This is a genomic window from Mesorhizobium sp. CAU 1732, from assembly GCF_039888675.1.
Lineage (GTDB): Bacteria > Pseudomonadota > Alphaproteobacteria > Rhizobiales > Rhizobiaceae > Aerobium.
Genome location: NZ_JBDQQR010000001.1, coordinates 2,468,426 through 2,480,715, shown reverse-complemented (window position 1 = coordinate 2,480,715; position 12,290 = coordinate 2,468,426). Strand labels below are relative to the sequence as shown.

10 protein-coding genes and 1 pseudogene are annotated in these 12,290 nt (G+C 63.2%); 3 read left to right on the top strand and 8 right to left on the bottom strand.

Annotated elements, in window-relative coordinates:
• Positions 1 to 43: 43 nt before the first annotated feature.
• The 7 genes and pseudogenes from AAFN55_RS12160 to AAFN55_RS12130 form a co-directional block, all read right to left on the bottom strand.
• Positions 44 to 1,684 carry a hydantoinase B/oxoprolinase family protein gene (locus AAFN55_RS12160; protein WP_347799091.1) on the bottom strand — a complete coding sequence of 547 codons (1,641 nt, stop codon included), beginning with the start codon at positions 1,682 to 1,684 and terminating at the stop codon, positions 44 to 46.
• A 120-nt stretch (positions 1,685 to 1,804) separates the two neighbouring features.
• Positions 1,805 to 2,695, bottom strand: a complete 891-nt coding sequence (locus AAFN55_RS12155) for a LysR substrate-binding domain-containing protein (RefSeq protein WP_347799090.1) — start codon at positions 2,693 to 2,695, stop codon at positions 1,805 to 1,807.
• Positions 2,696 to 3,070: 375 nt separating this feature from the next.
• Positions 3,071 to 3,658, bottom strand: a complete 588-nt coding sequence (locus tag AAFN55_RS12150) for a DJ-1/PfpI family protein (protein WP_347799089.1) — start codon at positions 3,656 to 3,658, stop codon at positions 3,071 to 3,073.
• 68 nt (positions 3,659 to 3,726) lie between these two features.
• A complete protein-coding gene (locus AAFN55_RS12145; RefSeq protein WP_347800252.1) occupies positions 3,727 to 4,668 on the bottom strand; it encodes a substrate-binding domain-containing protein in 942 nt (313 codons plus the stop codon).
• A 63-nt stretch (positions 4,669 to 4,731) separates the two neighbouring features.
• Positions 4,732 to 5,733, bottom strand: coding sequence for an ABC transporter permease (locus AAFN55_RS12140; protein ID WP_347799088.1), 1,002 nt, complete (start codon positions 5,731 to 5,733; stop codon positions 4,732 to 4,734).
• Positions 5,717 to 7,280: pseudogene (locus AAFN55_RS12135) on the bottom strand (sugar ABC transporter ATP-binding protein). Before AAFN55_RS12135 ends, AAFN55_RS12140 begins: the two are co-directional and overlap by 17 nt.
• Positions 7,277 to 7,963: a GntR family transcriptional regulator gene (locus tag AAFN55_RS12130; RefSeq protein ID WP_347799087.1), complete on the bottom strand. Its 687-nt coding sequence runs from the start codon at positions 7,961 to 7,963 to the stop codon at positions 7,277 to 7,279. The pseudogene AAFN55_RS12135 and the gene AAFN55_RS12130 overlap by 4 nt, the downstream one beginning before the upstream one ends.
• A gap of 149 nt (positions 7,964 to 8,112) precedes the next feature.
• On the opposite strand from AAFN55_RS12130, the gene AAFN55_RS12125 reads away from it, so the two are divergent.
• The 3 genes from AAFN55_RS12125 to AAFN55_RS12115 are packed head-to-tail and all read left to right on the top strand — an operon-like array spanning position 8,113 to position 11,666.
• Positions 8,113 to 9,312, top strand: coding sequence for an iron-containing alcohol dehydrogenase (locus AAFN55_RS12125; RefSeq protein WP_347799086.1), 1,200 nt, complete (start codon positions 8,113 to 8,115; stop codon positions 9,310 to 9,312).
• A 20-nt stretch (positions 9,313 to 9,332) separates the two neighbouring features.
• On the top strand, positions 9,333 to 10,796 hold the full coding sequence (locus tag AAFN55_RS12120; protein WP_347799085.1) for an NAD-dependent succinate-semialdehyde dehydrogenase: 1,464 nt from the start codon (positions 9,333 to 9,335) through the stop codon (positions 10,794 to 10,796).
• A 33-nt stretch (positions 10,797 to 10,829) separates the two neighbouring features.
• Complete coding sequence (locus AAFN55_RS12115; RefSeq protein WP_347799084.1) at positions 10,830 to 11,666, top strand: alpha/beta hydrolase; 837 nt, start codon at positions 10,830 to 10,832, stop codon at positions 11,664 to 11,666.
• Between the two features lie 123 nt (positions 11,667 to 11,789).
• On the opposite strand, the gene AAFN55_RS12110 is transcribed toward AAFN55_RS12115, so the two are convergent.
• Entirely contained in the window at positions 11,790 to 12,236 is a 447-nt protein-coding gene (locus AAFN55_RS12110) for a MarR family transcriptional regulator (RefSeq protein WP_347799083.1), read from the bottom strand.
• Between the last annotated feature and the right edge of the window lie 54 nt (positions 12,237 to 12,290).

Below are 12,290 nucleotides of genomic sequence, written 5' to 3'. Positions count from 1 at the left end.
CCCCGGACGGTTCTTATTGTTGAATGATGTGAGGTGAGGCGGTTCAGGCGGTCACGAATTCACGCGTCAGGTCGCGGGCGCGATCCTCCGGGGTCCGCGCCGCCGGATCGCCCCAGCCGCCTCCCCCGCCGGACCGGATCTGAAGCAGGCTGCCATCTGCGATGCGGATGCCGAACTCCTTGGTCTTGAGCGCCACGGTCCCGCTTTCGCCGACCAGATGGTAGCTGTGCGGGAGGCCATCGTCGCCGCCCGCGATGCCGGCCGCGCCGTGCCGGATGCCCTCGCCGGCCGTATGGGCGAAGGCCGGAACCTCGACCCGCAGATCCATCGAGGAGCCGAGCCCGCCGCGATACTGGCCGTCGCCACCGGAGCCCGGCCGGAACTCATGGGTTTCGAAGAACAGCGGAAACCGCGCTTCGGTCACTTCGACGCTGCCGAACTTGATGCCGCCGACGGAGTGCCATTCGCCGGCCGCCGACCAGCCATCTCCGTTCGGCGATGCGCCGCCGCCGGGACGCGCGTGGAACATATGCCAGATGAAGCGACGGCCGTTGCGCGGATTGTCGCCGGTGACGGAGATGCGGAACCGCCGTCCCCAGCCGCCCATGGCGCGGTCCGGGCACGCCGGCGCAAGCGCCCTGATGATCGCCTCGACGATCTCGTTCGCCGGGTGGCTCGTCGCCAGTGTCACCGGCGCATTGTTGTCGGCGCAGACGACCGTGCCGGGCTTGAGCTTGACCGACAGCGGGCGAAACGCACCGTCGTTCTTCGGGATATCCGCATCGATCAGATAGGCGAAGGCCATCGCAACGGCAGCCTGCGTGTTGGCGTGCGACGAGTTGGCGAAGCTGTCGGACTGCGGATCGGACTCCGACAGATCGACCTCGATGTCGCTGCCGCGCTTCGTGACCCTGGCGCGCACGGCGATGTCCTCGCGCCCGCGTCCATTGTCATCGAGGAACGCCTCGCCAAGATAGACGCCATCGGCCCAGCCCGCGACGATGCCGCGTGTCCGCTCCTCGGCACTGTCGAGAATGCTCTCGACCGCCTCGAGCACCGTTTGCGCACCCAGTTCGGCAAACAGTTTCACGACGCTGCGCTCGCCGAGATGCGCCGCACCGACCATGGCGGCGAGATCGCCGCGAAAGTCACGCCGGAAGCGCACGTTCATCAGGATCATGTCGAGCAGGTCTTCGCGCATCCGCCCGGCTTCGCTGAGCTTGATGGGCGGGATCCGCAGCCCTTCCTGCCAGATCTCGGTCGCCTGCGGATTGTATGCGCCGTGCGTCGCGCCGCCGATGTCGCCCATATGCGCCCGGACCACCGCCCAGAACAGCCGCTCTTCGCCGGCAAAGATCGGCACGAAGGCCGTGACGTCAGGGAGGTGGCTGCCGCCCGCATAGGGATCGTTGAGAAGGATCACGTCGCCCTTGGCGATGTCGTTGCCGAAGCGGTCCTCGACCGCCCGGACCGCCCAGGTCAATGCACCGACATGGATCGGGATATGGTCGGCCTGCGCGATCAGGCGACATTTGTTGTCGAGCATTCCGATCGAGAAATCGCGGCTCGCATTGAGAATCTGGGAGTAGGACGTCCGCAGCATCGCCTCCCCCATTTCCTCGACGATCGCGCTCAGACGATGCTGGATCACCGAGCGGGTAATGGGGTCGATCGATTGCGCCACGCGTCTTTCCCTCGTCCAAGAACTGTGGCGGGAAAGTTAGGGAGAAGTGCGAATGCGCGTCCAATACTGTCTGCGTATCATACATCGCGAAAAAATGAATAATAACGCAGGGATAACGACTTAGCCGGCGATCTTCACCGAATCTTTAATGCACGAAATGAGGTCATCCACCAGATATGCCTCCATATTGTGCAGCCAAGCGGCGTAAAGCTCGATTGGCGGGCTGTCGTCGATGAGCGGTTTGAAGACGACGCCTTCCAGCGCGAGACGAGTCGTCGACCGCGGAACCAGCGCCATTCCGAACCCACTGCCCACGAGGCACAGCATGGTCGACATCTGCGGCGCGTCCTGAATTGCGGTCGGTATGTAGCCTGCCGACCGGCACACATGCAGGATCAGGTCGCGGAAGCCGGGCGCCTCTGCGCGATCGAAAATGACGAGCGGCGTCCCGTTCAGATCGGAGAGCCGTACGGCGAGCGCATCGGCCTTCGGATGGGTCGACGGCAGCGCGACCAGGAACGGCTCCTGATGCACCAGGGTGATGCTGAAGCGATCGTCGGTGACGGGCGGCCGGACAAACCCGATATGGATTTCGCCCTTCTCCAGCGCTTCGAGTTGTGCGGGCGAAGACATCTCCCGCAGGGAAATGCTGACGTTCGGCCGGCGCTTGCTGAAGGCGGAAAGCACAGGCACGGCGAATTCGAGGACGGCCGTGCCGGTTATGCCGATCGACAGACGGCCACCCTCGCCCTTGGCCGCGAGCTTTGTCATCGCCTCGGCCCTCTCCGTCTGCGCGAGGATCAGACGCGCCTCGCGCAGCAGGGTATGGCCAGCCAGCGTCAGTTGGATCGGCCGATGGCTTCGATCGAAAAGCGTGACGCCCAGGTCGCTCTCAAGAGCCTTGATCTGCTGCGACAGCGGCGGCTGGGCGATATGCAGACTGTCCGCGGCTCGCCCGAAATGACCCTCTTCGGCAAGGGCCACGAAGTATCGCAATTGACGCAGATCCATTTTCACGCCTTCGGCCACGGAAAGTTCTTGGGCCCGCAGCCCTCGCGTGATGACAGCGGCGGCTTCTTTTAACCGACGGGATCAAGACGCACCAGTTCGGCGATCACGCTCGTCAGGCGACGATCGACACTGTAAACGGACGGCACAGGAAGGCGAAGCATTTGGCCGGCAGGACCGGTTAGATCAAGCCTGGCACACGGCACCTCTCGTTTCGGCGTGAAAGAAGCGTGGCTTGCCGCCTCGGCGACGCAGGAGCAAGTCAAGTCGCCCGCATGGGCAAACATGCGCCCGGCAGAGGGATCACGGAAACGCGAACAATGTCCTGGATCGGCAGAGCCGAGACGTGAAGGCTCGGCGCCGCCGATATCGATCCGATCAGGTATGGGTGATCTTTGTGCCCAGAACTTTCAGGCATTCACGCATGAACGCGGCAAGCCCTGTCCAGCCTTTGGCGGAAACCATGTTGCCGTCGACATAGGCTTCCGTCGGCTTGACGTCGATAAAGATGCCGCCCACCGCCGTCACCTCGGGCTCGCAGGCACCCAATCCCGCGACCTTTTTCCCCTTGAGCACGCCCGGCACCGCCATCAGAATCTGCACGCCATGGCAGATCGTGAAGATGGGCTTTCCGGCGTCGTGAAAATGACGAACCATGTCCTGCACGCGCTTGTCGGTGCGGATATATTCAGGACCGCGACCGCCGGCCGCATACACGGCATGGTATTCGTCCAGCTTCACCTCGGAAAAGGTCTTGTTGATGTCGGCGTAGTGGCCGAGCTTTTCCGTATAGGTCTGATCACCCTCGAAATCATGCAGCGAGGTCTTGATCCTGTCGCCCGCCTTCTTGTCCGGACACACGACATGGACCGTATGGCCGACTGCTTCCATGCCTTGCTGGAAAACAAAGATTTCATATTCCTCGGTGAACTCGCCCGTGAGCATGAGGATTTTCTTGCCGCTCATCGCAGGTCTCCTGTTTGCAGGTATGTTGGGAACGGCGCCCGGCGTTGAGCCGGGCGCCAGAGATGGTATCAGAACGGCGATTCAGGGAAGTAGAACTGATCCGCGTTTTCCGGGGTGATCAGCGGAGCATCCAGCAGGAACGATCCGCGCATCGGCGCCTGTCCTGCGAACTGGCCAGCCGTCATGTAGATCGCCGACTTGATCATTGATGGCGGGTACGGCGTCGAAATTGGCGTGCGCGCGTTGCCTTCCTTGACCATCTCGATCACCTGCTTCATGCCGTTGCCGCCCAGCGCATACTTGATGTCCTGGCGGCCGGCCTGGTCCACGGCTTCGATCACGCCGAGAAGCATGTCGTCGTCATTTGCCCATACCGCATCGATCTTCGGATATTTGGCGAGATAGTCCTGCATCAGGGTGAAGGCCTCGTCCTGGTTCCAGTTTGCGTACTGAATGTCGAGGATCTTGATGTTGGTTTCGGCCATCACGTCCGAAAAGCCCTTGATGCGCTCGTCGTCGATGACGGTCGGAATGCCGCGGAGCACCACGATTTCGCCCTCACCGCCCAGCTTGTCGCTCAGCCAATGCGCGGTGTTCGCCCCCACTGCGATGTTGTCGCCAGCAACGTAGAGGTCCTGAATCGACGGGTCGTTCAGACCGCGATCCACGACCGCGATGAAGGTGCCCTTCGACTTGACCTGCTCAACGGGGCCGGTGAGTTCCTCGGACGTGAACGGCAAAATCACCAGTGCGTCGAGCTTGCGCGTGGCCGAAAGATCTTCGAGGGATGAGACCTGCGCCGTTGCCGAGGCGGCGGTCGAGACAACCACGTCGATATGCGGGAACGCGGCTTCGATTTCCTTTGCCGCCTGTTCCGCATGGTAGACGACGCCGCCTGTCCAGCCATGGGTCGCCGCCGGGATCGACACGGCGATCGTCACGTCACGTTCCTGCGCTTGAGCCGCACCCAGCGGCACGAGGCAGGCGAGTGCAACTGCGGATACGAACATCCGCGCTTTGTTGATATTCACGTTCATTCTCTTCTCCTCCACTAAAGTTGGTTGCCGCATGTCTCAGCGGCGGCTGGTGAAGCGGTGCGCGAGCATCGCGATGATGATGATTGCGCCCTGCACTGCTGCGACGAGGTACTCGGAAACCATGTCCGACAGGACCATGACGTTCGCGATCACCTCCAGTATGAGGGCACCGGCGACGGTGCCCCAGATACGCCCTTTGCCTCCTCGCAAGAGCGTTCCGCCGATAACGACTGCAGTGATGACCTGCAGTTCCCAAAGCTGTCCGGTTGTGGGTGTCGCCGCGCCGAGGCGCGGGACGTAACAGATGGCGGCGACCGCTACGCACAGTCCTTGAATGACGTAGGCGATGGTGCGCACGCGCCCGACATGGACGCCGGAAAAGCGCGCGACTTCCGCGTTGGACCCCGCCGACGTCAAGCGGCGGCCGTACTTGGTGCGATAGAGCAGAAACGCGCCCAGAAGCACCACCACGAGCGTGATGAGGACAGGATATGGAATTCCGAAAAAGTTGCCGAAATAGACCGGGCGATAGGCCTCGCGCAGGCTGCGGTCGATCGGCAGCGAGCCGCCATCGGTCATGAAGGTGATGAACGCCCGGAATATCCCCATCGTGCCGAGGGTGACGATGAACGGTTCTATTCGGCCGATCGTGATGATCAGGCCATTGAACAGCCCGCACAACGCGCCGACCACCAGCGCCACGCCTGCGCCCATCACGATCGCCCAGCTTCCGTAGGACGGCGCCAGTCCGTTCATCACCATGATCATGATGCCGGTGACGAAGGCCATCATCGAGCCAACCGACAGGTCCAGACCGCCCGATGAGATCACGAAGGTCGCGCCAACAGCGATGATCGCGATGAAGGCGCTGCGCGTGATCACGTTCATCAGGTTCGCCGACGACATGAAGTTGGAGTTGATCAACGTGCCGAGCAGGATGATCACGGCCAGTGCGATGAAGGGTGCGAGGTCGCTCCAGCGGATGGTCATTCGACGGCCTTCATGGGTGGCCGCGACGGTTTCAGTCGCTGCGGTCATGTCAATTTCTCCCCCTCCACGTCGTGGCCGCTGCTTGTCGCGGCGTAGACGACGTTCTGTTCGGTGATCGCGTCGCCTTGCAGCTCCGCGACGATGCGACCGCCGCGCATGACAAGCACGCGATCCGCGAGCCCGACCAGCTCCTGCAATTCCGACGAGATCACGATGCAGGCCTTGCCTGCCCGCACCATCGCGTCGATGAAATCGTAAATCTGGCTCTTGTTCCCGATGTCGATGCCACGGGTCGGCTCGTCGATGACGATCACGGACGGATCGGTCATCATGACCTTCGCCAGAAGCAGCTTCTGTTGATTTCCACCCGAAAGCTTGCCCACATCGAGCGTGAGCGAACGCACCCTGATATCGTAGTCGCTGACGGCTTTTCGAAGTGCCGCGAACTCGCCCCGCCTGTGAAGCACGGCCCCCGGATTGACGGTGTCGAGTGCCTGCAACGTCAGGTTCGGTGCAAGCGGCTCGTCCAGAAGCAGACCTTTGCCCTTGCGGTCCTCGGTCAGATAGACGAGCCCGGCCGCCATCATCGTACCGACGGACCGATGCGTCATGGCCTTGCCGTTCAGCACCACTTTTTCCGCGTGGGACGGTCGCAACCCCATCAGGCCTTCCAGCAATTCGGTTCGGCCCGAACCGATCATGCCGCCGATGCCCAACACCTCGCCGGGATGCAGCACGAAGGACGCCTTTTCCTCTCCGTGGTCCACCGCCAGGTCGTGAACCTCAAGGATCGGCGGCTGCGATACGGGTTGGCGCTTGGGCGGATAGAGCATGGCAAGCTCACGCCCGACCATCAGTTCGGCCATCTGTCGCTGGCTCAGTTCGGAGGCGGGCCACGTCCCAATCATCCGTCCGTCGCGCAGCACCGTGATGCGGTCGGCAAGCGCCTGAATCTCGTCGAGGCGATGCGAGATGTAGAGAACGCCGACGCCATGTTCCCGCAGGCTGCGCACGACATCCAGAAGCGCGGCGACTTCGGTGTTGGCAAGCACCGCGGTCGGCTCGTCGAGAATAACGACCTTGCGCTCCTCCAGCAGCGCCCGCGCGATCTGCACGAGCTGGCGCTGCGCGAGCGGCAGATCGCCGACGCGGTCATCCGGGCGCGCGACGCAGCCGATGCGCTTCAGGATGTCCGCGGTCCTGCGGTTCATGGCGCGGTCATCGACCAGCAGACCGCGGCCGAGCTCGCGGCCGAGAAACAGGTTCTGCGCGACCGTCAGGTCCGCGGCAAGCAATATCTCCTGATGCACCAGGACGATGCCTGCGTCCTCGGCTCCGACCGCGTCGGCGAAATCGACCGGCAGATCATCCATGCTGATCTGGCCGGCAGTTGGCGCGACATGGCCGGACAGAAGCTTCATCAGCGTCGACTTACCGGCGCCGTTTTCACCGATGATTGCGTGCACCTCGCCGGCGCGGATGTCGATCGTCACATCGGACAAAACCGTGATCGGGCCATAGGCCTTTCCCAGGCCCTGTGCTCGCATGGCGACCAGCGGCACCCCCACGCCCGGCGAAGATGGCAGCGCGTTCATTCGAATGCCGAAAGCAGGCGATCTCGCGAGCGCGCGATATGCGTGTGCATCGCTTTGTGGGCTGCCTCCGGATTACCGGCGCGAAATGCGGCTAGCAGGTCCTCGTGTTCCTCAAGAGCTTCCTGCGTCACCCGCGTATGAAACATCAGCCTGAAAATGTGCAGGTGGACATGCTGGTTGAAAAGGGTGTTGCGGATCACCTCGTTGCCGGCGATGCGCAGGATTTCGTCATGGAAATGCGCATCGGCGCGGGCAAAGCGGGAGTACCGCGTATTGCGGTCGACCGGCGCGCCGCCGTTTTCCATGTCGGCGGCAGCGCTTTCCAGCAGCAGCAGGGTCTCGGGCGTCATGTTGGCGGCGGCAAGCCGTGCGCCCTCGGGCTCCAGAAGCAGGCGAAAGGTATAAAGATCGTCGAACTGCTTGCGGGTGAGCTGTGGCGCGGCGCTGTAACCGATCAGGTGCTCCTTTCGCACCAGCCCCTCGCGCTCAAGCCGGCTGAGCGCTTCGCGCACGGGCGTCTGTGAGACGTTGATCTCGCGGGCGATCGCGTCGATCGGGATACGCGAGCCCGGCGCGATCTCCAGCGACATCAGGCGGTGGTAGATATTGTCGTAGACGCCATCCACCACGCTGGAGGGGCGCACATTGGCTGGTCTCGTCTCTCGTTCCGCCGCGAATGCCACCTGGTTTCCTCTTTCCAAAGAGCCGTCTTGACAGGCCGCAATGTGTCCCAGAGGATATGCGATGTCAAATACATTATCATATACGATCTGATATCTGATTTAGGCGCCACGGTTCTGCGACAGGATCGCTCAGGGGAAGGAAACGATAAATGACTGTGTTCGGTACGATCAGAGCGCCGCGCGAACTGATCTTCGGCTCTGGCCAGCGCCATGCCCTGGGCCGCATCGCGCGCAAGCTGGGACAGCGCGCGCTGATCGTGACGGATGCCCGCCTTTCCGTGGATTCCGACTTTCTTGAAATGGTGTCGCAGTTGAAGGAGGCTGGCCTTTCAGTACGGATCGACAGCTCGACCCTTCCCGATGTCCCCGTGGATTCCGCAGAGGCCAGCGCCGACGCCGCACGCATCTTCGCCCCCGATCTGGTGATCGGCATCGGCGGCGGCTCCTGCCTTGACATGGCAAAGTGCGTCGCCGTGCTTCTCACCCATGGCAGACGGCCGCAGGATTATTACGGCGAATACAATGTGCCCGGCCCGGTCATGCCGCTTATCGCCGTGCCGACCACCGCCGGCACCGGCTCCGAGGTTACGCCCGTCGCGGTGCTGTCCGACAGCGAACGCAGCCTGAAGGTCGGCATCTCGAGCCCCTTCATCATTCCGACCGCGTCGATCTGCGACCCCGATCTGACCATCACCTGCCCGCCCTCGCTGACCGCGATCGCCGGCGCCGATGCCCTGACCCACGCGATCGAGGCCTTTACCGCGATCCGGCGTGAGCCTGTGCCGGGCATTGCGCAGGAGCGGGTGTTCGTCGGCAAGAACAGCCTGTCGGATCATTTCGCGCTGCGCGCGATCGCGCTGCTTTGGCAAGGCCTTGAGGCCGCTTGCAAGGACGGCACCGACCGCGTCGCCCGCGAGCAGTTGATGATGGGCGCAACGCTTGCGGGTCTGGCGTTCGGCGTCGCAGGCACGGCTGCCGCCCACGCCATTCAGTATCCGGTCGGCGCGCTCACGCACACGGCACATGGCGCGGGCGTAGCCTGCCTGATGCCCTACGTCATGCAGTGGAATGCGCCGGCCATCGCGGCGGAGCTGAACGAGATCGCGTCCGCCGTCGGGCTCTCGCGCGGCGACGAGGTGATCGCGGCGATGGCCGACCTGTTTGCGCGGATCGGCATCCCCTCGACCCTGCGAGAGCTTGGCCTTGCCGAGGACCGGATCGATTGGGTCGCGGAACAAAGTTGTGGCATTGCCCGGCTGATCCAGAACAACCCGCGCCCCCTCCCCTTGCCGGAAATGCACCGGCTCATCGTTGCCGCCTACCACGGCGATCGCGACTCCCTCAACTGATCGCCCAAGGATCCGAGATCATGACACTCCATACCAAGTTTGCCGGCTACGCCGATCCCGCTCTGCACGCGCAAGGTTTGTATATTGGCGGGCAATGGCAGGCCGGAGCCGGGATTCCGGTGCTGAACCCGTCTACGGGGGACGTTATCGCCGAAGTACCCGACGCCACCATCGCGGACGCGATGAGCGCGGTCGACGCAGCGGAGGCGGCCGCCCCGGGCTGGCGTGCCACGCCCGCGCGCCAGCGTTCGGAAATCCTGCGCCGCTGGTTCCAACTCATGACGGACCATGCCGAGGAACTCGCCACGCTGATCTCGCTGGAAAACGGCAAAGCCCTGCCGGACGCGCGCGGCGAGATCGGTTACGCAGCGGAGTTTTTCCGGTGGTACGCCGAAGAAGCCTCCCGCATCCCCGGCGAATACCGTCACACGCCCTCGGGCTCCCACACCATTCTGGTCGATCACGAACCGATCGGCATCGCCGTGCTGATCACGCCGTGGAACTTCCCTGCCGCCATGGCGACGCGCAAGATTGGCCCGGCGCTCGCCGCAGGCTGCACCGTGATCCTGAAGCCCGCGTCCGAAACGCCGCTCACCGCCTTCGCCATGGCCCGCCTGGGTGCGGAGGCGGGCGTGCCGGCCGGGGTGGTCAATGTGCTGACCACGCGCAATCCCGGCCCCGTCACCAGCGCGATGCTGGCCGACCCGCGCGTACGCAAACTGTCATTCACAGGCTCGACCGGCGTTGGCCGCACACTTCTGGCCGAAGCCGCAAAGACTGTGGTGAGCTGTTCGATGGAACTCGGCGGCAATGCCCCGTTCGTCGTCTTCGACGATGCCGACCTTGAGGCTGCGCTGGAGGGGGCGATGATCGCCAAGATGCGCAATGCCGGCGAGGCCTGCACCGCCGCCAACCGCTTTTACGTGCAAGCGGGTATCCACGACGATTTCGTCGCGGGGCTGACAGCGCGCATGGCCGCGCTGAAAATCGGTGCCGGCTACGATCCGGCAACGCAATGCGGCCCCATGATCACGCAGAAAGCCGTGCAGAAAATCGATCACCTCGTCTCCGACGCCATCCGTCGCGGCGCGCGGACCACCACCGGCGGTGCTCCTCTGCCTGGCACGGGCTATTTTTATCCGCCGACTGTGCTGGAGGGCGTCTCCGTCGATGCAGAGATCGCGCATGAGGAAATCTTCGGCCCGGTGGCACCGGTTTACCGGTTTGAAACGGAGGAGGAGGCAATCCGTCTTGCCAACAATACCGAGTACGGACTTGCAGCCTACGTCTACACACGGGACCTGAAGCGCGCCATGCGGGTCGGAAAAGGCATCGAAACCGGCATGCTGGGCATCAATCGCGGCCTGATGTCGGACCCTGCCGCGCCGTTCGGCGGCGTCAAGCAGAGCGGGTTGGGGCGCGAGGGAGGAGTGACCGGCATTCTAGAGTTCATGGAAGCGAAATATTATGCCGTCGAGTTCTAGAACAGGTCGCGGATCGAGATTGGGGGACCTGCCATGACCGGCGAAGATTTATATCGCATTCGCGATTTCGTGCCTGATTTCGACGCGATCGCAGCGGAGATCGCTGCGCGTAGCCGTGTCCTTTCCGAACACGCACGAATGCGCACGGACATCGCTTACGGCACCCGGCCACGTGAAGTGCTCGATCTTGTCTTTCCTGAAAAGCCCGCCGCCGGCGCGCCATTGCATGTCTTCATCCATGGCGGCTACTGGCGCTCGGGCGACAAGGCTGACTATCGCTGCGTCGCCGCGCCGGTGGTTGCGGCGGGCGGGGTCGCTGCGATGGTGGAGTACGACCTGATGCCAGGCCAGCGTCTGCCGATGCTGATCGGACAGGTGCGGCGCGCGGTGCTGTGGCTTCAGAACCATGCCACCGATTTCGGCGCGGATCCCGAACGCATTACCGTCAGCGGCCATTCAGCAGGCGCGCACCTGTCTTCCTTCCTTGCCGCGACCGGCCCGGACGAGGAGGTCGCCGCGGCGCTCCCCGACATAAAAGCCATGCTGCTGGTCAGCGGCATCTACGATCTCTCCGGCATTCCCGACAGCTTTCTGCGCAACGAAGCGCAGATGACCCATGCCGAAGCCACGGCTTGGTCGCCGCAAACCTCGACCCACCACGCCGGCCCGAGACGCATCCTCGCCTACGGGGCGGATGAAACCATGCCGTTTCACCAGCAGGCGAGGCATTTGCATGACAAGCTTTCCGCAGCCGGCCAATCCCCGGACCTGCTGCCGGTTCCCCATCTCAACCATATGAGCGTCGTGCTTGACCTGGCCGATGTCGACGGCACGTTGGGGAAGAAACTGCCTGACTTGATAACGTCGTAAGGTCGCCAGGCGACGAGTGTCTTCGTTGATGCGGGGCACGCGCCCCGCCTCGTTGAGTTGATGGAAGAAGCGCGTCGCCGTGTGAGCCCTCGTGGCCGAGAGCCAAGCATGCCGGATCCGGCTCTAGCGTTCACCGTCCTCCCGGATGGCCTTGAGGAACCGCGGCAGGATCGCGCGCAGGGCGGCGAAATCCTCGTCGCTCAGAAGCGACATGAACTTGCCCTCCACCCGGTCGGCAACGGCGTCGCATCGGCCCAAGGCATCGCGGCCGGCATCGGTCAACGTGGCGCTCAGGATTCGTTTACTTTCAAGGCTTTCCCGCCGCAACAGCAAGCCGCGCCGTTCCAGTGCCGAGACGATTTCGTTCATGGTCTGCGGGGTGACGAAGAAGCGGCGGGACAGTTGCGCCGACGAGATCCCCTCGCGCGCATCCACGATGCTCAGCACGGTATATTGGATTCCGGTGAGCCCCAGACCACGCAATTCCTGTTCGAGTTGCGTGCGCACAGCCTGGTTGGCCTGGTTCATGAGATACATGGTGCGTGGCCGCAGCATGACGCGTTCCGGCACGGTTTTGCTCCACCTTGACAATATCAGGCTTCCTTATATATGGGTCGCATATAT